The 22428-nt window shown below is 53.6% G+C and carries 22 protein-coding genes; 6 read left to right on the top strand and 16 right to left on the bottom strand.

Annotation, left to right across the window (positions count from 1 at the left end; all coding sequences use genetic code 11):
- Positions 1–3 precede the first annotated feature (3 nt).
- Genes QI197_01740 through QI197_01725 form a run of 4 tightly spaced genes read right to left on the bottom strand, consistent with a single transcriptional unit; the run spans position 4 to position 2511 of the window.
- Positions 4–600, bottom strand: coding sequence for an isochorismatase family protein (locus QI197_01740; protein ID MDK2372082.1), 597 nt, complete (start codon positions 598–600; stop codon positions 4–6).
- Complete coding sequence (locus tag QI197_01735; GenBank protein ID MDK2372081.1) at positions 570–1163, bottom strand: class I SAM-dependent methyltransferase; 594 nt, start codon at positions 1161–1163, stop codon at positions 570–572. Before QI197_01735 ends, QI197_01740 begins: the two co-directional genes overlap by 31 nt.
- Complete coding sequence (locus QI197_01730) at positions 1132–1425, bottom strand: winged helix-turn-helix domain-containing protein (GenBank protein ID MDK2372080.1); 294 nt, start codon at positions 1423–1425, stop codon at positions 1132–1134. Before QI197_01730 ends, QI197_01735 begins: the two co-directional genes overlap by 32 nt.
- Before the next feature lie 9 nt (positions 1426–1434).
- Positions 1435–2511: a TIGR04084 family radical SAM/SPASM domain-containing protein gene (locus QI197_01725; protein MDK2372079.1), complete on the bottom strand. Its 1077-nt coding sequence runs from the start codon at positions 2509–2511 to the stop codon at positions 1435–1437.
- Positions 2512–2897: 386 nt separating this feature from the next.
- Between QI197_01725 and QI197_01720 the strand changes: the two genes are divergently transcribed.
- Positions 2898–4100 carry a methionine adenosyltransferase gene (locus tag QI197_01720; GenBank protein ID MDK2372078.1) on the top strand — a complete coding sequence of 401 codons (1203 nt, stop codon included), beginning with the start codon at positions 2898–2900 and terminating at the stop codon, positions 4098–4100.
- Here QI197_01720 and QI197_01715 read toward each other — a convergent pair.
- From QI197_01715 to QI197_01690, 6 genes are read right to left on the bottom strand one after another with little or no spacing between them, the layout of a single operon-like run.
- On the bottom strand, positions 4094–7159 hold the full coding sequence (locus tag QI197_01715; protein MDK2372077.1) for a DEAD/DEAH box helicase: 3066 nt from the start codon (positions 7157–7159) through the stop codon (positions 4094–4096). The two genes, QI197_01720 and QI197_01715, sit on opposite strands and share 7 nt — an antisense overlap.
- A 5-nt stretch (positions 7160–7164) precedes the next feature.
- On the bottom strand, positions 7165–7623 hold the full coding sequence (locus QI197_01710) for an Hsp20/alpha crystallin family protein (protein MDK2372076.1): 459 nt from the start codon (positions 7621–7623) through the stop codon (positions 7165–7167).
- Positions 7624–7658: 35 nt separating this feature from the next.
- Complete coding sequence (locus tag QI197_01705; protein MDK2372075.1) at positions 7659–10376, bottom strand: AAA family ATPase; 2718 nt, start codon at positions 10374–10376, stop codon at positions 7659–7661.
- Complete coding sequence (locus QI197_01700; GenBank protein ID MDK2372074.1) at positions 10373–11560, bottom strand: DNA repair exonuclease; 1188 nt, start codon at positions 11558–11560, stop codon at positions 10373–10375. The genes QI197_01705 and QI197_01700 overlap by 4 nt, the downstream gene beginning before the upstream one ends.
- 2 nt (positions 11561–11562) lie before the next feature.
- Positions 11563–13164: an ATP-binding protein gene (locus QI197_01695; protein MDK2372073.1), complete on the bottom strand. Its 1602-nt coding sequence runs from the start codon at positions 13162–13164 to the stop codon at positions 11563–11565.
- A complete protein-coding gene (locus tag QI197_01690; protein MDK2372072.1) occupies positions 13154–14281 on the bottom strand; it encodes a DNA double-strand break repair nuclease NurA in 1128 nt (375 codons plus the stop codon). Before QI197_01690 ends, QI197_01695 begins: the two co-directional genes overlap by 11 nt.
- 59 nt (positions 14282–14340) lie before the next feature.
- On the opposite strand from QI197_01690, the gene QI197_01685 reads away from it, so the two are divergent.
- From QI197_01685 to QI197_01675, 3 genes are read left to right on the top strand one after another with little or no spacing between them, the layout of a single operon-like run.
- On the top strand, positions 14341–15723 hold the full coding sequence (locus tag QI197_01685; protein MDK2372071.1) for a CoA-binding protein: 1383 nt from the start codon (positions 14341–14343) through the stop codon (positions 15721–15723).
- A gap of 44 nt (positions 15724–15767) precedes the next feature.
- Positions 15768–16475 carry a PspA/IM30 family protein gene (locus QI197_01680; GenBank protein MDK2372070.1) on the top strand — a complete coding sequence of 236 codons (708 nt, stop codon included), beginning with the start codon at positions 15768–15770 and terminating at the stop codon, positions 16473–16475.
- A 6-nt stretch (positions 16476–16481) separates the two neighbouring features.
- The gene (locus QI197_01675) at positions 16482–16889 is read left to right on the top strand and encodes a hypothetical protein (protein ID MDK2372069.1); all 408 of its coding nucleotides are present in this window, start codon (positions 16482–16484) and stop codon (positions 16887–16889) included.
- Here QI197_01675 and metG read toward each other — a convergent pair.
- Entirely contained in the window at positions 16884–17213 is a 330-nt protein-coding gene (metG, locus tag QI197_01670) for a methionine--tRNA ligase subunit beta (protein MDK2372068.1), read from the bottom strand. The two genes, QI197_01675 and metG, sit on opposite strands and share 6 nt — an antisense overlap.
- A 108-nt stretch (positions 17214–17321) precedes the next feature.
- Between metG and QI197_01665 the strand changes: the two genes are divergently transcribed.
- On the top strand, positions 17322–18593 hold the full coding sequence (locus QI197_01665) for an MBL fold metallo-hydrolase (GenBank protein ID MDK2372067.1): 1272 nt from the start codon (positions 17322–17324) through the stop codon (positions 18591–18593).
- Between the two features lie 2 nt (positions 18594–18595).
- On the opposite strand, the gene QI197_01660 is transcribed toward QI197_01665, so the two are convergent.
- Genes QI197_01660 through rimI form a run of 5 tightly spaced genes read right to left on the bottom strand, consistent with a single transcriptional unit; the run spans position 18596 to position 21967 of the window.
- Positions 18596–18847 (bottom strand): metal-sulfur cluster assembly factor, encoded by a 252-nt coding sequence (locus tag QI197_01660; GenBank protein MDK2372066.1) that lies wholly within the window; start codon positions 18845–18847, stop codon positions 18596–18598.
- A complete protein-coding gene (locus tag QI197_01655; GenBank protein MDK2372065.1) occupies positions 18834–19916 on the bottom strand; it encodes a radical SAM protein in 1083 nt (360 codons plus the stop codon). Before QI197_01655 ends, QI197_01660 begins: the two co-directional genes overlap by 14 nt.
- Positions 19917–19919: 3 nt before the next feature.
- The gene (locus QI197_01650) at positions 19920–21158 is read right to left on the bottom strand and encodes an adenosylhomocysteinase (protein MDK2372064.1); all 1239 of its coding nucleotides are present in this window, start codon (positions 21156–21158) and stop codon (positions 19920–19922) included.
- A gap of 36 nt (positions 21159–21194) precedes the next feature.
- Positions 21195–21416 carry a sulfurtransferase TusA family protein gene (locus QI197_01645; GenBank protein ID MDK2372063.1) on the bottom strand — a complete coding sequence of 74 codons (222 nt, stop codon included), beginning with the start codon at positions 21414–21416 and terminating at the stop codon, positions 21195–21197.
- Positions 21413–21967, bottom strand: coding sequence for a ribosomal protein S18-alanine N-acetyltransferase (gene rimI / locus QI197_01640; GenBank protein MDK2372062.1), 555 nt, complete (start codon positions 21965–21967; stop codon positions 21413–21415). The genes QI197_01645 and rimI overlap by 4 nt, the downstream gene beginning before the upstream one ends.
- Before the next feature lie 30 nt (positions 21968–21997).
- On the opposite strand from rimI, the gene QI197_01635 reads away from it, so the two are divergent.
- The coding region (locus QI197_01635; GenBank protein ID MDK2372061.1) for a hypothetical protein at positions 21998–22428 on the top strand (431 nt) is incomplete at its 3' end.

The raw sequence follows: 22428 nt of genomic DNA, 5'->3' as shown, positions 1-22428 counted from the left end.
AATTTACTCCCCCCTCATCTTTCTCCACCTTCTACTTCTGTACTCTTTCACCAGAGGCACCACCTCCTTGAACCTGTAGTGTTCCGAGCTACCTAAGAGCTCGTACACCGCAGATTCAGAGGTCGTTACGTGGATCCCCTCCCTTAGCAACCTAGCTAGGATAACCTCCTTATCCTCAGGGAACGTCGATCCAGTGGCGTCATTGACTAAGTGGACCTCTAGACCATGGGATGTCGCACTCAATGCGGTCTGAAGCACGCATATATGGGCCTCTATGCCCGTTAGCAGGACTTTTCTCCTTCCCAAGCTGATTAACCTCTCCCTGATTCTCTCATCCCTGAACGCATCGAAGGAAGTCTTTTCCATCTTCTCGTCCAGTAACTCATCCACCTCTCGAACGGTTCTGCCCAGTTTATCTGGGGCCTGTTCAGTCCCCACCACGGGCATGCCTAGGAGCTTGGATATCCTAGCCAGCAAAGTTATGGAGTCGACTATCGAGTCAAAATCCACTATTATCTTGGAAAAAGATTCTTGCATGTCTATAACTAGCAGGAACGTGTTCTCAGGATCTAGCCTTCCGGGTAGATTGCTTCCAAACATAAGAAGTTCGGAACCCCTCCCTCTATTAAGGTGTGGCACTCACTCATGGGGAGGAAACCTCTGCTTCTGAGGAGGGAGAGGAGCTCCTCTCTGCTGACGAACTTAGCGTAAGAGTATATGGATCCCGATCCCCTCTTCTCAGAGTACCGCTTTCCCAGCGGCGATTCCGAGGGGATCACGCATACGTAAAGAAGACCCCTCTTATTTAGCACCCTAGCGATCTCCTTAAGCGCCATTTCCCTATCCTCTAGGAAGCAGAGTGTGACCACTAGGATAACGCAGGAGAACGATGAATCTCTGAAGGGAAGAGACTCTGCCTTACCCTGAACGACCTCTAAACCCCTATCCTTCGCCAACAGCAGGGGAGAATAAGCGGCATCCAATCCAACATCTATCTGGAGGGGTCCGGCGAATCTCCCCGTTCCGACGCCCACCTCCAAGCACGGACCGTCCTTTCTGAGTAGGTCCTTTAAGCACGAGAGCTCAGCTAGATAGATGTCCTCGTTCTCCTCATACCACTTGTCATAACGCTCAGCTATCCTCTCGAAGGCCCTCCAGCTCATGGGGCATCAAGCACCTCAGTACGGCTCTAACCTCCCTCTTACCCGATAGCCTATATATTCTAACCCTCCCCAGCCTGACCTCCTCCAATATTCCCACCGATCTTAACGCTTCAAGGTTCCTCTCAGCCGAGCTGTACGATACATTTAGCGTCCTAGCTATCTTACTTATGTTCATACCGCCTCTAGTCGAAGACAGAAGTCTAAGTATTCTAACCCTGATCCTGTTCGAGAAGGCCTCGACCAAGAGATCGTCCCAGTTCAAAGGATCACCTTACGGGATTATCTCCGTAGTGTTATCGTAGGGAGGATAATATATCTCCTCTCGCTTCACCACGCCTTCCTCTATGAGAGATCTTATTTCACCTACTCTCGACAAGATCTCTTCTATAGTCGCTTTAGTGACGAAGCACACGTCTCTGAAACCCTTCTCACCCCAATGTCTCTCCATATAGGTATAGAGGCATCTCCCTCCACAGTACTTGAAGTAGCTGCAGCTCGTACAGGGTTCTCCTATGAGGACCTTCCTCAAGACACCGCTCTTCACATCTCCCACAACTGCCCACTCGGAGTCAACAGCGATAGGACAAGCCACTATCCTCCCATCTGGGAGTAGGGTGAAGGTCTCAGATCCTGCACCGCAAGGAGGGCTCCTCCACTCGCCGAAAAGGGCCACTTTAGCTATCCCTAGAAACGGGACTATTCCTAGGACCTCTCCCTGCCTCATCCTCTCAACCCAGAGGGAGACCAGCCTCCTTATTCCAGGAAGATATGAGTCATCAGCCCATTTCCTGAAATCCCACAGCTCGGTCCATATAACATTCAATTGCCAGTGGACATGGTCAAACAAACCTAGCTCGAGCAAATGAGTTACCTCCTCGTATATATCGCTGCGGTCCCAGACAGTCATCCTGGCTATTAGGTCACCGCTATACCCGAGCTCCCTCAAGCGCCTGGCTGTTTTCAACACGGTATCGTAGTTCCCTTTACCCCTATAGTGGTCGTTAACCTCCCTTCTGCCATCTATGGAGAGAAGTATGGCATCGAATCTCAACCAATAATCCTCCGGCAGATTATCGAAGAGCGTCCCATTGGTTTGAATTATGTAACGCCTCCCAGGCCCTAGGGCATCCATGACATTCTCGATCAGTCCGGGGTTGATCAAGGGCTCTCCGCCATAAAAAGCGACATCCGCATCCAAGCTCTTGACTAGGGCTACCAGATCCTCTAGTCCGTATTGCTCCTTCGGGGGGACCAGATGTGGGGGGAAGCTGCCCCCGCAGTAGGAGCACTTTAGATTACAGAGTCCAGTTGTGGTCACTATTAGGAGCGCCATAATCGAACGCTCCAAGTCCTCCCCACATAACTATAAGCTTTGCTTAGTTTTTCGAGGGAAATGGGCCGAATGGATGGTGAAATGGTGTACTGCTTACTCTCTGAAAATAATTTAATTTAATAGTCAGATATCCATATTATAAATCGAATTTACCGATCTATCATGTCTTTATTTTGCTAAATTTACGAGATATAACGAAAATCTTAAATACAAGCTCTGGCTAATAACTGTGGAGGAGAAATGGGGGGTGAGAGGATGATCCCGGGGAGGGGGATCGGGCCTTAGATCTCCTCTCGGGGTGATCCTACCCTTCCACTCCTCCTCTCTGCATCAGCATTTTCGGGTAATTTGGCCGATGGAAGATTTATCAATTTCTTATCTGGCCCTTAGTAGGTGATTTCATGCTGAAGGTCTCCAAATGTAACAAGCTCCCTATGGACAGGCAACCCATTGAGATTGTTGAGAGAAAGGGTAAGGGCCATCCAGATACGATCACAGATGGTATAATGGAGCGGGTAGCTTTGGAGCTGAACAAGGAGTATCTCAAGAAGTTCGGTGGCATCCTCCACTACAACGCGGATAAATCGCTATTGGCTGCAGGTGTTACCGAGCCACAGTTCGGTGGAGGCAAGGTAATCGAACCTATGCTGATCGTCTTCGGTGACAGAGCCACTGTCTCCTACGCGGGAGAGTCCATAGACTTGGAGAAGATCGTCATGAGCGCAGCCAAGAGCTGGATAAGGGAGAACCTCCGGTTCGTCGATCCAGACGAGCATGTCCGCTACCAGATAGAGCTAAAACAGGGGAGTGCTGAGCTGACAGACATATTCAGGCGAGGCTCCGAGATAATGGGCGCCAACGATACATCAGCAGCTGTGGGCTACGCTCCACTCTCCAAAACTGAGAGGGTGGTCTTGGAGCTGGAGAAGTATCTGAACTCCCCGGAGTTTAAGAAGGAATTTGAAGAGACCGGTGAGGATATAAAGGTCATGGGGAGCCGGCACAACAACCACTTGGACCTGACCATAGCGCTCGCTTTCGTGGACAGGTTCGTCTCCAGCGAGTCTGAGTACTTCAGAAGTAAGCAGGAGGTCTTGGACAGGATCAACTCCTTCCTGAAGGAGAGGTTCACGAACTACTTCGATAGGATTGATGTTCACATTAACACGCTAGATGTGGAGGGCAGGGGAGTACACGGTGTATACTTAACCGTCCTAGGCACTTCTGCCGAGGGAGGCGATTCTGGCCAGGTCGGCAGGGGGAACGGGGTCAACGGGGTCATCCCCCTGATGAGACCTAGGAGCTCGGAGGCAGCTGCCGGGAAGAACCCCGTCAGTCATGTGGGTAAGATATACAATGCATATACCCACGAAATAGCCAAGAAGATAGTTAAGGAAGTGGAAGAAGTTCAGGAGGTCTACGTCTGGCTACTGAGCAGGATAGGAAAACCGATAAATGAGCCAGCGCTGGCCGCGGCGGAGGTGTACACCGAGGCGAACTTTGAGGACATAAAGGGGCAGATAGAGGAGATCATTGCGTCGGAACTCGATAACATAGGGGAGTTCGTCAACAGGCTCATAGACGGGATGGTCCCCGTCTACTGACCGCTCAGCGCCAAGTAGGTGAGGTAGAGAGACCTCACTCTATCCTCCACTATTTCCCTGACCTTCTCCCTCAAGTACTTGGTGTATCTCCTCCAATCCACCTCACTTCTCTCCTCAATCTTACTCATGGACCTCTTGGCCTCAACCAGAGCATCTTTTAGGGACCGCTTTATCCCCCACATACCCTTCGCTACCTCTTCTAGGGAGACAGGCGAGACTCCCAAGAAGTCCTCCACCAACGGTCTCAGCTCAACTACCTTTCCCTCGGATCTCAGTCCTTGGAGCACGTAGACTAGGGTCTTCTGTCCCAGCATGGTGAGGTCTCTAGTGAGGGAAGCGAAGTCCCAGCATATCAGTGCGAAACCATCGTTAACGGCTTTCTCCAACTCAGATAGATCATAGCTCTGCCCTTCAAAGAACTCCTTGGCTATCGTCTGGATACCCACATTCTCACCGTCGAACACGGCTATAACCCCGAGGGTCACCGCGTCGGAGAGGGGCATAACCACAGAATCCATCGTCAGGATCTTGTGGGCCCTAGACGGCTTCGGAACGAGGAACTCTCTTCCCTCTAGGATCAAAGGTATCCTCTGCTTCAACAGGAGATAGCTAACCGCCCTCTTGGCGAACTTAATGGCCAGATCCCATCTCAACCCTGAGACCACTAGCTCGTAATGGGCCTGATCATCTATCAGCATCATCAAAACTTCAGATAGATCGTCTGGCTGGAACCTTTCCACATCCTTGAGCACCGCTGACCAATCTAACTGCTCGAGAAGACCAGCTGATTCAGGTTCGTGGAGAAGCAAAATTTTCTTATCCCCGATGTTCGTTACCTCGTAGGCTATTGCATCTATGGGTATCCCCTTCGAGACCCTCATGACCAGCACGAGCGTCGCTAGGCCTATCCTCAGCCAGGTCAGATCCTCGCCGGGATCGAGCTCGATCGATAGCCCATAGGTGTAATCCCTATAAACACCTCCGGTGGGTCCCATGACCGGAAGGGACCTGCTCTCCCTTATGAACAGGGTCTTATCATCTAGGGGGATGGGCCTAACCTTGGAGGAGGTCACCTTCCAGTAGACCCTGTTAGGGACCTTCGTCTTCACCCCGAACCCGTCGGTGGGAGGATCCACAACGCACACCACCTCACTCCCGATCCTCCCTCTATAATAATCGTCTATCAGGTCCGCCCTCTCTCCCCACTCCGTCTTGGTCCTCTCGTACTCCTCTATTACGAAGGCGAGCGGATCGAAGGAGTATATTGTAGAGTAGTTCAGGGGCTCCTCTATTATCCCTGTTATGACCCTCCCCCTCCTGAGGAAGTCAACCACCACAGAATCGTTGCTATAGTCTATGGATCCCGGCTGAAATCTCTCGACCAAGTCGCAGTGCCCTATGTCCTCCAAGTACCGAAGATTACCGCCCTCCCTCAGCGCTCGCTTGAACCCGTAGGGCGGCCCGAACTCATAGAAGTTAAGGTTATCCCAGACCCTCTTCCCACGCTGGGTGAGGCCTGATGGGGAAACGAGCCCTAACTCCTTGAGGAGATCTATCTCTTCCTGATTCAGTTGATCCCGGAGCCTAGGATGGACGAACTTGTAGAGCCCCTCGAATAGTATGGAGTACTTGTTCTTCGGGTTGACGAGGGCGACCTCCAAGGGGAGCTGGAGCCACTGCTCCACGGCCTCCACTCCCCTCAGAAGGAGCTCCTTGTCCCATCTGTGCATGGGAAAGATCACTGTCTCCGTCCAACCCAACTCCTCCCTCCTGCCCTTCCTGCCCTCCCTCTGCTTGAATTCGCGGACGCTCTCTGGCATGCCCAAGTGGACTACCCTCACCACCGTCCCGATGTCCAACCCCTGAGATAGCGTTCTGGGGCTTATCAGGACCTTGATCCCTCCCCTCCGAGCTGCTTCCTCTATCTCCTCCCTCTCCTCCTTAGAAACTAGGTGATGATGCGAGGCGACATTCTCCATTCCAAATTCCGTTTTGAGCCTCCTCTTCAGACTTTCCGCAGACCTTATACCCCTAGTGAAGACCAGAGTGACCCCATCGTCCTCAGCGTAATGGTATATCACCTCAGCCGGATCGATCTCGGGCTGGGGAGCTTCAACACCGACGGATCTTAGGAGTTCAACCACTCGATACACATCCCTCTCAAACCTCTCATAATCGGTGATCGCTTCCCTCAGGTCCTCACCTATTGGAAGGCTGAGGAGCTCGTCCCTATGTCTCTGAACGACCTCCCAGATCCGTTTCATGTTCTTGCCTAGGACGAGGTAGACCTCGTTTCTCACCCTGAACGGCTTTCCCCTTATGATCACGGTCTCCCTACCGTTTATCGACGTCAAACACTCTGCAAGTTCCTCTGGATTTCCCAGTGTCGCGGTGAGGATCACGAACTGGGGGGATTTCTTCGCTAAAAGGGAAATTATCCTCATCATGGAGATTACGAGGGCGAGCTCCCTAGGTCCGTAGAAATCGAGCTCGTCCACCACCAATAGGTCCATACCTCTCACGAAGTCAGATAAGTAGGATCCCTTCGTGGCTATCCTCTTCAAATCCGTCATGAGGAAAGCTGGATTCGTTATCAGGAGATCGACGCTCGAGATCTTGATCCGTAAGCCGCTCCTTCCCAACTCTTTGATCAGGATGGTCCTCCTCCTCGCATCTATCACCTGGGAGCTGATGTCCAGCGCCTTGGAGTACTCCTCGAGCCTCCTTATCTGATCGTTAGCTAACGCTAGGGTCGGGTATATGGCCAGCGCCCGCTTGCCCTTAGCCGCGTAGAAGAACCAAGCCTCCGTCTTACCGCTACCGGTTCCGGAAATTAGGATGACGTTCTTACCCTCCTCCAGTGCCTTGAGAGCTTCGGCTTGGTGCGAGTAGAGCCTCATTTCAGCGATCTCCGAGGGTTTACCGGGGTAGGATTTAAGGGAGGGGGCTAGGTCCCCGAAAGTGAGATCAATCCTCTCGGGTTTGACCTCTTCCTCTGAATAGGTCCTATAGTTGTAACCCAGGATCTCCAAGAGGGTTGAGGAGGATACGCGAGCCAAGGGATCTACCTTTTGGAGATCCTCACCTCTAGGATGCCATTCCTGTAGGTGGCCTTTGTTCTCTTGGGATCTATCTCGATAGGAAGCTGGAACCTCTTGTGGAGGTCACCGGCCCTTATAGCGATCTCCCTTCCCTTCACCCTGACCGAGATTTCCTCCTTCCTTATGCCTGGGACATCAGCGACTATTATTATCTCCTCATCAAGCTCGATCACATCAACCCTCTGCTCCTCCAGCTCCAAAGGAGCACCTCCCCCCTCAACACTCTCACCACCGAGACCACCCGTGTCGGAGGGATATCCCACATCGAACCCCCCTGATGGGAGATCCTCGCTCCAGCCGGATACATCGCCATTGACAAATCTTGAGAGGTCCTCATCCATCCTCTTGAGTAGATCTATCATGTCCTTTATGAAGTGATCGAAGGGATCGTCGTAAGGCTTCTTCTTTTTTTCGTCGCCCAAGGGATTCCCCGCCAACAATGAGCCGGAGGACCTATTTAATCACTAACATGGGTGCCCTCATCGACGACCTCGACTGATGACACCTCTCCAGACTTGCTGACCAGTATGGAGTGGGAGGCTATGTCCCTGAACCTAGGAGAGTGCGTGACCACTATCAGCTGGGGTACGTTGAGGGAGGACATGGTCTCAACTAGTGCATCGATCCTCTCCTCGTCTAGGTGAATGGTCGGCTCGTCTAGGAGGAATGTCTCTACCTTCGACATCATGAGAAATCGGGTTATCGCCAGCCTTAACGCCAAGGCAAGGGATATCTTCTCCCCACCGCTTAACCTGTCGAAAGAGAACACCGTTCTTCCCCGCTTCAGGCTTGGCGTGAAGTCATCATCCAGCGTCACGGAGTCGTAGTCGAAGTTGAAAGAGCTGAATATGATGTTAAGTTCCTCCTCCACGGCGGGTCTCGCCCTGTCCCTTATCAGAGGCTGGATCCCCTTATCTCTGCTGAAGACCTCCCTGACCTTAAGGATCTTCAACCTGAAGGCCTCTAACGACTCTCTCTTCCCCATCAACTCCCTCAATTTGGATTCCTTCTTCTTGAGGATCTCCATCCTCCTATCTATCTCCTCAATCTTCCCCTGAATCCTGCTCCTCTTCTGCGTGAGGGAGTTAAGCTTACTCTTCAGGTAATCTATCTCTCTCTTGATGATCTCAAGCTCGGAGGGATCAAAGGAAAGCCCCTCTATCTCTCTATGTATGGACGAGAGTTCTCCTTCTAATTCAAGCTTCCTCCTCTCCAGTTCTTTTACCTCGGAGGCAAGTCCGTCTTTTGTGGACAGGATACCTCTGAGCCTTTGTACCTCCTTCACGGCGGAAAGAGCCTCCCTGTATTCCCCATCAACTGACTCCAGTTCCAAGCCCAAGGACGTGAGCTTTTCCTCTAAATCCTTCTTGAACCTCTTCAACTTTTCTCTCAATTTATCCACGTCTCTCTCACTTAGCTCATCTCTAATCTCCTCTATCCTGATTAGCAGGGCTTCCCTTTCCGCGAGATCCCTCCTTAGGATCTCTATTTCGGCCCTCAACGCGCTCAGGCGAGATACCTTCTCCCTAAGCGGGACTGTCTCCTCCCTGAGGGAGGTAATCTGGTCGCTGATCTCTGATATCTCCCTCTCCAAGGACTTCAACTCATTCTCCCTGGCGATAGTCCCTTCCAAGTTAAAGGAGCTCAGCCCCTTATATTTCGATAAGATGTTTTCCCTTCTCTCCCTGATGGACCTAAGCTCCCTCTCCTTATCCATTATTAGAGAATCTATTTCCCCTATCTCCCGCTTTAATTCGTCCTTCAGCCTCTCCACGGAACCGGGATCCAGCTTGGACCCGCAGAGGGGACATCTGTCCACATCCCCCTCTAGATCCGAAAGATACCGGGATGCCTGTTCCTTCCTCTGAAGTAGTCTAGACCTCTCCTCAACGATACTGCTTAATTCCTTATCCAAGTAGTCCAACTCACCCTCTAACTTGGAAAGTTCCTTGGAGAGGTTCCTTTCACCCTCCTCCGGATCTTTTATCCACCTGCCAAGCAGCTCGGACAGGTTTGAGAGGGTATCCTTGATCTCACGCCTGTACTCTAACATCCTGCGCTCTAGCTGAGATCTCTTACTCTCTAACTGCCTGAGGCGTTCTTCCATGCTAGCTAGGAGGACCTCCTCCCGCTGGAGCCTTTCAATTTCCCGGCTGAGTTTGGACACCTTCTCCCTAAGGATGCTTAAAGAGGAGACCCTTTCCTCGTACTTCGCGAGTTCTCGTCGCATCCTCTCTAAACGCTTGATCTCCTCCTCTAGCGGAGCGATCTCAACCAAGAGACCCCTCACGTACTCGAGCTCCTCGTACTTGGAGGCCTTGATCTCCAGATCTCTTATTCTAAGGAGCTCACGCTCAAGATCCATCAACCTCTTCTTCTTAACATTGAGCTGCTTCGATACCTCGCTTAGTCTCCTCCTTAGGGACTCTTCCCTAGTCTTGAGCTCTCTATACTTTAGATTCTTGCGTTCCAATTCTTCTCTAATTTTCTCCAGTCTCTCCATCTCCTTATTTAGTATTTCCTCCTCCTTTGAAGTTTTCTGAAGATCCTCCAGCAGTTCCTCCCTTTCGGATTCTAGGGAAGCTCTCTCTTTGAAGACATCCCCGATACCCTTGATCTCACTATCTATCGACTGGAGATCGGCGTCCAAACGACTTATCACATCCCTCAGCCCCTCCCATATCCTCTCCAGCATCTCTATGCCGAGGAGTCTCCCCACCACCTCCCTCCTTCTCGAAGGAGTCTGTTCAAGGAGCTGGGCTATCTCGCCCTGCCTGACGTAGATGGCCTGGAGGAACGTCTCTCTGCTTATACCCAGCAGGGCCTCGATCTGCCTGTTCACCTTACTTTGATCCCTCTGGAGGAGCCTTCTCCCATCTGTCACGTCGTATATGGAGGCCGATGAAATCCCTCCCCTCTCCCTCTCTCTAATCAGGAGGTACCTCCGGCCGTCCAGCTCGAACTCGAGTTGAACCTTCATCTTACGCGCGCCGGATCTGATCAGGTTCTCCTGCTTGCTCACGCTCCTAGGATACAGGGCATAAGCCATCGCCTCCAATATGGTCGTTTTACCCGCGCCGTTCTCCCCTATTATCGCATTTATCCCGTCCGAGAACGTCACCTCTGTCTTCTCGTGCGGACCGAAGTTCTCCAGTACTAACCGCTTTATCCTCATGATCCCTCCTCCATGAGGCCGAGGACTCCCTTGACGAACGCCTCCCCCCTCTTGCCCTCCCTGTACCAAAGATCGAATATCCTCAGGGCCAAAGATCTTACCCCTTCGTCCAGATCTAGGGATGCTACTGCGTTCTGGACCAGCTCCTCCAAGCCAACTCCGGTGAGGAGGTCCTTGTCCTCACCCTCCTCAGTGATCCTGCTCTCCCTGACGATCACGTAGAGGGAGAGGTCCATCAGAGCCCTCCTGATCTCGAGGGTAGGCATGCCCGGCCTCACGTCTCCCTTCAACGAGAGCTTTCCATACACCACGGGCCTTCTATCGAACTCTTGGGACGTTAACTGATTTTTCAATCCCTCTATCAGGACGTATAGGTCTTGGGTATTGTTCAGGGTCTCTGAGAAGTATAGGAAGGGCCTGGTCCTCAACCTCAGCTCCTCCATTTCGATGCAGTCCTTGTCGATCTTCACGGAAAGCACGTACTTCCCCTCTCCAGCTAGGGGGATCTCCCTAGTCTCTATGACCTCCGTGGATCCCGAATAGGCGAATACCCTTTTACCACTCCTCCTGACCACCTTATTATGGTAGTGACCCATGGCCACGTAGTCGAAGGAGCTCTTGGCTATCTCAGAGAAATCGACCTCCGGGTAGATGGCTTTTATCATCCCTCTCACGCCCTGATGGAGCATCAAGACCTTGGGGCAGCTCTCACAGAGATTCTTGGCTTTCCTATCTAAGCTCTCTACCGTATCAGCTATCTTGACTCCCCTGCTGGCGTAGGGGGCGCCGGCCACCACTACATCACCGATCCTAGCCGCGCCGGGCCCCAGCCTCACGAAAAGCTTCCCGTACCCTAACCTCTCGAAGAGCTTCCTCAGGTTTATCAGAGGTGAGGCCATCCTCCTCCTGACGGTATCCGGTCCCAGTTCGTGGTTCCCCTCTATTATCGCGATGGGGATGTCCCTCTCCACTATCCTCAGCAAGCCCTCGAAGGCCCTAACGAAGGCCCTGGGATGGGGCCTGTAGCTGTCGAAGAGGTCTCCGGTATGTATCACCAGATCGGGGTCCTGCTGGAGCGCCAGATCCACAGCCATGTCGAACGCCTTGTAGAGGTCCTCCTCCCTCTCGGCCAGATGGAACTGGGCCTTCCCGAGGTGGTTATCGGACATATGGACTATCCTCAAGTTTACCCCCCTATGGAGTCGTAGTACTCGTCGGTAGATGCGCTTAACCTCTTCCTCAAGCCTTCCCTCCACATCTCATAGGCTTTCAGGCTCTCTCCTCCCCTTTTCCCCTCGAACAGCCTCACCTTGACTAATGCTGGTATCCTCACCATGGGCCCCACCACCACGGCCTCGCCCACATCGAGGGAGGGTAGATAGGAGACCATCTCCTCACTCAGGAACTCGGTTGCCCTCCTCACGTATGCTTGGTCTTCGGGTTCCACGACCCTCAGTATGATCTTGTTGACCATCTGGGAGAGGACATCGGAGTTGAGCCTCTTGGGCCTCTGGCTGACGAGGCACAGACCGACCCCGAACTTCCTGCCCTCCTTGGCTATGGATGCAGCAGCTGACGACGTGTAGGTATGCTCCACCGATGGTATGAGGGCATGAGCCTCTTCTAAGACCGCGAAGACTGGTGTTGGAAAGTCCTCGTACCCCTTCCGTATCCTCTTCAGCTTCGCCCTCATGAGGATGGTGTACAGGGTCTTCCCCACCACGACGTCGGTGAGATCCGAATCCAACTGACCTAGATCCACTATTACCAACTTCCCGTAGTTCAGGTGGTCCACCAGTTCGCCGGCAGCTGGCCTGAGGACCCTCCCGTACTTCGACCTCACGAAGTCCACCTTGGCTAGGAGGCTCTCAACGCTCCCCCTGTCGCTGCTAGGAAATGCTATGAGGAATTTGTCATCGGAATCCTTCTCCCTTAAGGACAGCTGTATTATGGCCTGCATGCCGGCCAAGAGGTCATCCATCTCAGCTTCGATCTCAGCCCTCCTCAGGTACTCTCCAAGCCTTTCCCTAATGAGGAGCTCCTTTGCCCTCTTGTAAGCGGCCTTCAGGTAGATGAACTGCTTGGGTGCATTATCGTAGGTAACTCCCAGCAGACCACCTAGCTCCTCGACGGTGAGAGTGTTGGGATCTAGGACGGGATCCACTGTCTCTACCTCGCAGTGGGGACATCCGAACGTCATGCCCGTATACTCCGAGTGCACATCGAATAGTATGGCCACGCCACCCATCCTGACTATCTCCTCCAAGATCACGGCCACCGAGTTGGACTTACCGCCACCAGTAACGGCCAGCACGGCTAGATGTCTCGAGATAAGCTCATCTGGATCCAAATGGACGACTACATCTCCCCTCGTCAGGAGATTCCCCAGCTTTATCCCCTTTCTACCCTCAGGAGGGGCGAATATCCTCCTCAAGAGGTCTGCCGGGGCCTTCCTCACGAGAGCCCCCGTTGGAGGAGGCGCCCTGGGGAGGCCAGCTAGCTCGCTCCCCGAGAGCACCCCTATCATCCTTATGGTCGCCTTCAACCAGTCGGATGGTGATCCCACCACTTCTAGTATCGTATCGTAGTAGTTCGCTTGGAGGAGATCACTCCTAGCCAGCTCCAACGCCCCTCTAACCACGTTACTGACCATACCCAGCAGCTGGGACTCCTCGCTGTCTATCACAACGTAGTCCCCCACCCTAGGCACCACACCAGCATAGGCTATCATCTCGGCCTGCACGGGCGTAGAGTTGGGAGCAATTCTTCCCAAAACGTCACTCTCCAATTCTCTCCCTCCCACTCACCTCCGGAACTAGGAGGTTCCTCGCTAGGTGGGACATGAGATCTCTCCCTATCTTGGCGAGCTCGTGTACCCTCCTAAGGTGATAGGGGTACCCCCTCACGGAGTATCTAGCTAGAGAACCCCGCAGCTCTTCCAAGAAAGAATCATCAGCATCCCCGACCACCTCTACCCTCAGCGGGTTGGTAGCCCTCTCGAGCCTAGCATAGGTCAGCGTGATCCGGTAGGTATCTTCGATACCCGAGTACTCGGGGAATCGAAGTTCGGCTGACTTCGGGCTCAGGTAGCCAGATTCCAGGCTGGTATACCTCCTCACAACCTCCATATCGGGTAGGCGCGAGTTAAAGTAGAGCCTGCCGCTTGATCTCTTCGCCACAGCCACCAGAATACCCCTTCCTCTCCTCATAAGTTCGTTCAGGCTGGAGAGCACCTCATACCTCTCTATGAAGGCCACCGCCCTCCTAACCTCGTCCCTCTCGGGAGATCTCCCCTTCTCATCCTCCAGCACCGAGGTCACGATCTCCTCTATCCTGCTCGAGATGTCCATGAGGTGCGTGTGGGAGACCAATCCTTGGGTGAGATCCACCCCCAAGGCCGACTCAACCTCCCTCAAGATCCTCCTCATGGGGTAGGGCACCTTCTGACCGTAAGGAGTGGACCACAACCCCCTGTCGACCATGGCCAAGAAGGAGCCATCCATGAGCAGGATTTCCGGCTCTAGCTCTAAGGATCTGAGGGCCATCTTGATCTCCATGGTCTCTCGGCAGAAGGAGATCCTCTCCCTGTAGTGATAATCGTCCATCACCCCTATCTGGTACTTTCTACCGATCACAGGCTCGCTATCCCTCATGAAGAGGGAAGCTGAGACCACGAAGATCACTTGGCCTAGGGTGAGGTAGTCGCTGTTGTTGCTCCCATCGATGGCAGCTATCCTCTCCATCTCCCCCCGCCCTATACCGCTCCTCCACTCCCTTCTTATCACCGAGAGCAGGGCGTCACCTTCCACTCCGCTTTTCGGGAAGAGAAAGGAGGACACCCGTGATCTGGCCTCGATCAATGCCTCCTCTATTGACTCAAAGGGCAGCCCTGACTCAACCACCATTCCAGCTAACTCACGACTGCTAAATTTTAACGTGTTCCCGTGATTACCTAGGGGATAATTTGGGAGAGCTGGACGTCTTCTTCAAGCCGAGATCTGTGGCTGTCATAGGCGCATCTAGGAACCCTGAGAGAGTTGGACACATCATTCTGAAGAGGCTGATAGAGATAGGGTTCCCGGGGAGGATATACCCAGTGAATCCGAAGGCTAACGAGATACTGGGGCTCAACTGCTACCCTAGGGTCACGGACATACCCGGCGACATCGACTTGGCGGTCATAGCTTTGAGGGCCGACCTCACTCCCTCAGCCCTAGAGGAGGCGGCTGAAAAGGGGGCCAAGGGCGCCATCGTGGTGTCTGGAGGATTCTCCGAGATAGGGAATGAGCAATTGGAGAGGGAACTGCTTGAGGTGGCGAAGAGGCATGGTGTGAGGGTGATAGGCCCGAACTGCTTGGGGGTATTCGACCCCAAGGACAGGATAGATACCTTGTTCCTCCCAGAGGAGGTTATACCCCGGCCGCGCCTCGGGGAGGTTTCGATAATTACGCAGAGCGGAAGCTTGGGAAGCACCCTCCTCACGATGATCAGGAAGGAGGGGAGGGGGATAAGCAAGTTCGTGAGCTACGGCAACAGGCTGGACGTGGATGAGGGGGACCTGATCTTGTACTTGGCGGAGGACGATGACACTAGGGTCATCGCGGCCTACATAGAGGGTGTGGCCGACGGGAGGAAGTTCATGGACTCTATAAGGGAGGCTTCAAAGAGGAAACCCGTGGTCGTCCTTAAAGGTGGAAGGACCTCGTCAGGAGACAGGGCCGTGAGGAGCCACACGGGATCCTTAGCCGGGAGGAGCGATATATTCCAGGCAGCGGTCCTTCAGAGCGGCGGGATCTTGGTCAACACTTTGAACGAGTTTGTGGACGTTCCGGTGGCCCTAGCGACCCAGCCACCCATGTTCGGGGACAGGGTGGCAGTGCTGACGAATGGTGGCGGATTCGGGATACTGGCGGTGGATGCCTTAGAAATCAGGGGCTTCAGGGTAACTCCCCCCTCCGAGCAGCTGATGAGGAAATTGAGGGAAATGCTTCCCTCGTACTACCCAGTAGGCAATCCGACGGACCTTACCGGCGACTCAACACCGGAGCAGTTCTTGGAGGCTGGACTGGCCTTCGTTGAGAGCAGCGAATATGATGCCCTGTTCCTCATACCCCTGTTCGGGGTCCCCGGGATGGTTCCGGACAAGACCGAGAGGCTATTGCTGGAGTTGGTCGAGAGATCCAATATACCAGTGGTGGCCACCGCAGTCCCTACAACCCCTGATGTCGAGGAGGTACTTCGCAGGATGGAGAAGGGGGGAATACCGATCTACCCGACCCCAGAGAGGGCGGCTGCCGCACTTTACGGGCTCAGGCAGTACGGTCGCTCAGTAGCCCGATCCCGATGAACAATTTTTTTATCCCGTCCCTCGAGGATTCACGGTGATGCATGTTGCCCGGTTTTTGGGAGAGACTCAAGACGAGCATCGAGGCCAAGTTGAATAAGCTGTTGGACAACTTCGAGGACCCCCGAGAGCAACTGGATTACGCGTACGACAAGCTCGTACAGCAGCTCCACGATGTGGAGATGGCCCTATCTAGGGCGATCACCGCTAGAAAGAAGCTGGAGTTCGAGCTAGAGAGGATAGATGAGAAGATAGAGGACCTCGATGATAAGGCCAAGAGGGCCCTCAAGGCCGGTAGGGAGGATCTGGCTAGGAAGGCCCTAGAGAGGAAGCTCGTTCTGGTCAGACAGAAGAAGATATTGGAGGAGAGGATAGCTGACATGAAGGAGGACGAGGAGAAACTGCTTGAGGTGAGGGACAAGCTCAAGACGAAGATAGACCTGTTCAAGGCAAAGAAGGAGCAGCTCAAGGCGGAGTACGAGGCCTCCAAGGCTCAGGTGGAGGTTCAGGAGATGGTCACCGGACTTTCCGAGGACTTCACATCGGCTGCCGAGATAATAGAGAGGGCCGAGGGCAAGGTCAACGAGATGAAGGCTAGGGCCGCAGCTCTGGATGAGCTGGTTGCCACCGGAGGGGCTCTAGATGTCTTGGAACCTGAGGAGAAGGACGAGATTGAGAGGGAACTGGGTAAGATCGAGCTCCAGAGCGAGCTCGAGGAAGAATTGAGGAGACTGAGGGAGGAAGTTGGGGGCTGATCCCAGTTGCCCTCTCTCAGGAATTTTTTAGCTTACGGAGCGGGAGCTATCCTGATCTTCTTCGGCTTGGTCTTCCTGATAGCAAGTTCCTACAACCCCTCTAGGACCGTGTCCGGATTTACCATGCTGCTCTTGGGAGGAGCGGCCATATACGCTAATATGATGGTTAAAAGAGCCCAGGTATCCGAGGAACTCCTCGAGGCGAGGGTAATAAGGCTCGCTAGGAGGAAAGGAGGGTACGTGACCATTGCAGATGTGGCAGCCGACCTGAACCTCCCAGTCGACACGGCCAAGCAGGTCTTGGAGAGGCTTGAGAGGAAGGGCCTAGCGTTTCTGGACTTCGAAAGGATAGGAGATGAGGGGGTGGAGGTGTACAGGATACTGGGTACCAGCAGTTCCGATGAGGAATCATGAGACCGGTGTGCCCGGCGGGACCTTCTCCTCAGGGGTCAGCAGAACGGGTCTACCCTCCCCCACCACCGCAGCGAGTAGCATACCCTGCGACTCTATGCCCATGAACTTCCTAGGTTGCAGATTCGTCACGACGACTATCTGCTTACCCACGAGGCTCTCGGGCTCGTAGTGCTCTGCCAGGCCCGCGACCAGCTGTCTTCGTTCATTGCCTAAATCCACTATCAGCTTTACGAGCTTCCTGCTGCCTTCAACCCTCTCTGCCTCTATTATCTCTCCAACCCTCAAATCCAGTTTTTTAAAGTCTGAAAACGAGATGTAACCCATGGAACCCACCCACTCTACGTGAAAGGTACTATTTTTAAATCAGTAAGAAGGACGTTACTCCTGTAAAGGACCGCTAGAGACGGTCCGAGATAAGAGGTGAGAAAGAGAATGGGAAAGATATCTGTGACTGCGCTGGGTGGAACCCGTGAAGTAGGCAAGAGCGCGCTCTTGCTTGAGGCAGGAGGTACGAGGGTGCTGCTGGATTACGGCATGAAGCTAATACCCAAGGAGCACCCCGAGTTCCCTCCTATACCTGAGAAAGTGGATGCTGTCCTTCTGACTCACGCGCACTTGGATCACTCTGGATCGCTGCCTAGGCTGGTTAGCCATGGACACGATGTACCCATCTACGGGATAGACATAACTAGGGAGTACTCCGAGCTCCTGCTGTATGATGCCATAAAGGTGGCGAAGCTGAAGGGCCATCACATAGGGTACGGACCGAAAGAGGTGAGGAGGATCCTGAACAACTTCAGGCCAGTGGAATTCAATGTTCCCTTCAGGGTGGGCGACTTGGAGGTCACCGCCGTAAATGCTGGCCACATACCCGGCAGCGCCATGTTCCACATAAAGTACGACGGGACGAGCGTCCTGTACACGGGAGACTTCAATACAGTACCTTCCAGGTTGATGCCTCCAGCTAGCATCGATGACATACCGCCGGTGGACATACTCATAACGGAATCCACCTATGCTAGGAAAGAGCACCCGCCCAGAGCGAAGCAGGAACTCCTACTCAAGGAGATAGTGATAGAGACCCTGAAGTCCAGCGGGACGGCCATAGTCGCTGGATTCGCGATAGGCAGGCTTCTGGAGGTCGCCATGGCTCTGAGGGCTAGGGGGTTCAAGGGAAGGCTCTTCCTAGATGGGATGGCCCGGAAAAGCACGGAGATAACGGAGTACTTCTCGAACAGGGTTAGGGACGCTAACGACTTGAAGCTGGCCGTGAGGACCATAACTTCCGTGAGGAACTGGCACATGAGGAAGAAGATAACCAAGAGGCCCAATGTGGTGCTGACCACTTCGGGTATGCTCGAGGGCGGCCCGGTTCACTATTATGTGAGAGAGAGGAAGGAGGACGAGAACAGCACCATAACCCTGACAGGCTACCAAGTGGACGGAACCGAGGGAAGGAGGCTGATAGAGGAGGGCAAGATGGAGATAGAGGGAGAAGAAACGTGGATAATGATGAAGGTAAACCAGCTCAACTTCTCTGCTCATGCCAGTAGGTCCGGTATACTAAAACTCATCAGGGAATTGAGGCCGGAGAGCATAATGGTGGTCCACGGGGAGGAATCGGAGGAGTTCGCCAACGAGCTAGAGGATAAGATGGGAATGGCGGCCTTCTCTCCAGAGCTAGGCGAGGAGGTCATATTCTAAAATCACACCCTTATCCCCACTATCCTAACCTTGGCCTCCTTCACCCCCTCAATGCTCTCCACCGCCTTCTTTATTGCTAACGCGAGAAGATCGGCATAAGGGCAGAAAGGAGTTGTGAGGGTGAACTCCACCGTCACTACACCATCCTTCTCCTCTACCTTCTTTATCAGGCCAGCATCCACCATGCTCACCTTGAGCTCCGGATCCTTGACCTTCCTCAAAGCCTCCCATACCTTCCTCTCAATCTCTTTCACTCCTCCTCATCTCCCTCAGGATGAAATCTAGGGGAAAGATCTGCAACACCTTCCTGTCGTCTGTGGGCATGACCTCCACGAGCCTCCCATTCAAACCGAGTTCCCAAACTTCCTTGGCGATATCTTGGAAGGTATACGGATCTATGAGGAGCCTACCTCCGGAGATCACGCCTCTGTACTTGGTTGAGAGATATAGGAGAGCCTCCTCCGGACCCTCGATCTCCCCGTAGATGAGGGTGCCCTCATCAGTCGGCTCCTCATACTCCTTCGCGACGTTCTTAGCCCTCCTAGCCCACCTCATCCTCACCTGATATTCCTTCTGGAGGGCCGGGCAGTAGTAACCCATGATGCCCGTCTCCCTCTCGACGAACTCCAGCACCTCTCTCGCGGCCTCCGCACTTCCCTGAACAGCAACCTCGCTGTCCATCTTAGGCCTGAAACCCATCTTTAGCAATCCATTCCTGTTCGATGGCGTGAACTCCAGCTCGTTGAGGTTTATGAAGCTGGCGCCTATCCTGTCTAGGTAGGAGGCGAGTTCCTTCAGCTTCGACACCCAAGGCTCGCCAGGTATGGAGGGCATCTCCGCTCCCACGATGAATCCCTCGTCTAAGGCTAGTACCATCCTCTCCCAGATCCTCCTATCCCAGCTGTGAAATCTGATCTCATCTAACCCAGCATCCCTCAGAATGGACAGACTTCTCTCATTTATTCCCACGGCGTTGGTGTACATGTGTATGTGGAAGGAGTCGCCGAACCTGCCCTTCAGGATCCGGACGTAGTGGGCCACTTTGTCCACCACTAGCGAGGGTTCTCCGCCGGTGATCCCCGCACCTAGAGCGGAAACGAGTTCCGCCTCCCTGATCACATCTTCATCGCTAGATACCGGGTTCTCGTCCACCAGCACCAAGTCCTTGTCGCGGCGCCACTCGGAGATCGTGCAGTATGGACAGGATTCGTAGAGGGGACACTTACCGGTCACGAATAGGACTATCTTAGCCCCTTCCCAGCAGAGCCCGCAGCCCCTGCTCCAGCCCCTAACCCTGAGCGCACCTAGAGGAAGTTCCTCCATTGATCATCCACGCCAGCTCTTGAGGTACCTCTCCTGCTCTTCCGTCAGAGCGTCTATCTCTATCCCCATGGACGCCAGCTTCAGCCTGGCCACTTCCTCATCTATGCTCCTCGGAACCGGGTGCACCTCTGGCTTGAGGTTCCTCCCCTCCTTGATCAGGTACTCGACAGCTAGGGCCTGATTGGAGAAGCTCATGTCCATGACCTCGCTTGGATGCCCCTCCGCAGCAACCAGATTCACGAGTCTGCCCTCCGCCAACAGGTAGATCCTCCTTCCGTTGGGAAGCAGGTATTCCTTCACGTTATCCCTCATCTCCCTCTTAGAGAGGGCCATTAGCTCCAAGTCCTTGACCGATACCTCCACATCGAAGTGCCCTGCATTAGCCAGAATGGCCCCGTCCTTCATCAGGCTTATGTGCTCCGCCTTGATCACATCCTTGTTTCCCGTGGCGGTTACGAAGATGTCCCCTACCTTAGCCGCCTCCTTCATTGGCATAACTAGGTAGCCGTCCATGGCAGCCATCAGGGCCTTTATGGGATCGATCTCCGTTACTATGACCTTGGCGCCCATTCCGCGGGCCCTCATGGCTATTCCCCGACCGACATGTCCGTATCCGGCTACCACAAAGTATTTACCGGCTATCATAACATTCGTCGCCCTCAGGATGCCGTCGATCGTACTCTGTCCGGTCCCATAGACGTTATCGAAGTTCCACTTAGTCTCCGCGTTGTTAACCGCTATAACCGGGTACTTGAGCACCCCATCTCTAGCTAGGGACTTTATCCTGAGGACGCCCGTGGTGGTCTCCTCGGTCCCACCGATCACACCGTCAGCGAATCCCTTCTCGTGGGCCATCACCGTAATGTCCCCACCATCGTCCATCGTGATGTGAGGTTTGCAGCTCAACGCTCTCTCTATGGCCCAGAAGTACTCATCCTCGCTCATCCCCCTCCAAGCGTACACATCTATTCCCTCCTCTGAGAGGGCCGCCGCGACGTCATCTTGTGTGGAGAGAGGGTTCGATGCCGACAGGCAGACCTCCGCCCCACCCTCCTTCAATGTCAATACTAAGACGGCCGTTTCCTTGGTGACATGGAGGCACGCAGCTATTCTGATGCCCTCTAAGGGCCTCTCCTTGGAGAATCTCTCCGATATTGTGCCCAATACGGGCATATGGGCCTTGGCCCATTCTATTTTCAACGCGCCCTTCTCAGCTAGACCGGGATCCTTGACCTTAGGCATAGCGCATCGCTTGGCTAGTAGCTGAGGAAATAAAAATCACTTCCTCTTTGCTATCTGAATCAGCCAGTGATCCCCTCTCTTCACGACGGCCTTTAATATGTGACCGGTCCTCTTTATCCAGTCGTAAACCTCGTCTACCGATTCCTTATCATTGATGAGGAAGTTTACCGTTTCACCCGGGGAGGCCTTCTTCACGGCTTTCGCTATCTGTATTATCGGATAGGGGCTCCTCTTACCCCTCAGATCGATGGTTCTCATATTCTCACAACCCTCCTCCCAAGCACCTCCTCAACGAGGGCCCCCTCCACCTCCTCATCTAGCATCTTGTACATCAGGTAGGCATCCTCCCCATCAGCATAGTAGGCGGGAATTATCCCGAGCTTCTTGTAGCCCAGATCGTCATACAGCTTTATCGCGGGCTCGTTGGAGACCCTTACCTCGAGGTAAACCGCGTCAGCCCCGTATCCCTTCAGACCCTTCTCCGCTCCCTCCATTAGTGCCTTGCCTATACCCTTCCTCCTGTGCTTCTTGCTCACAGCTATGGAGAGGACGTGGCCAAGCAGGATAGTCTGATCCCTAGTGTAATAGCTCTCGACCCTGCACATCACGTATCCAACGACCTTACCGTCATCGTTTTCCGCCACTAAGAAGCTGTTCGGGAACCTCCTGTAGTTCTCTATGAAGAAGTAGCTGGGGTAGTTCTCAGGCAGGAAGACCCTGTTGATGCGCTCAACCTCCTCCAAGTCCTCGGGCTTGAAGGGTCTTATCCTGTAGCCTTGGAGCATCACATGGAATTTCAACGGGATCATATATTTTAAACGAATGGTGCAGGATCTCCTATGTCGAAAATACCACCCTTAGTAGAAGATGTAGTGGCCGAGAGTTTTGAAGTGAAAGATGTAGTCTACTATAAGGATAAGGTGGAGTTCTTACTGCAGGAGATAAGCCCCTCCGAGACCGGGCCCCTTTTCAAGAGTCTGTATATGAAGTTAACCGGAATGGGCCTTCTCCCCAAGCTATTTCACGATGGGGAGAATCTCAAGTTGCTCGTATTCTCCATTCCCGGGAGGCGGGGTGTCCGTGTTAAGCGTAGGTACCCCCCCTCGGCGGTTACCGTCGCTACCGTCCTGTTCTCTGCTTGGATTATCTCGGATGGGACAGCTTCTCTCTTGAGAGAATTAGGGATGCAGGTGGATGTACTCAGCTCCACGATCTCCCACTCGCTCGGGATACTGGCCTTCCTGCTGGTGCACGAGCTGGGCCACTCGCT

It is taken from the genome of Thermoproteota archaeon (genome assembly GCA_030130125.1).
Taxonomy (GTDB): Archaea; Korarchaeota; Korarchaeia; order Korarchaeales; family Korarchaeaceae; genus Korarchaeum.
The sequence above is the reverse complement of the archived record's forward strand: the minus strand, read 5'-3'. Positions and strand labels throughout refer to the sequence as shown.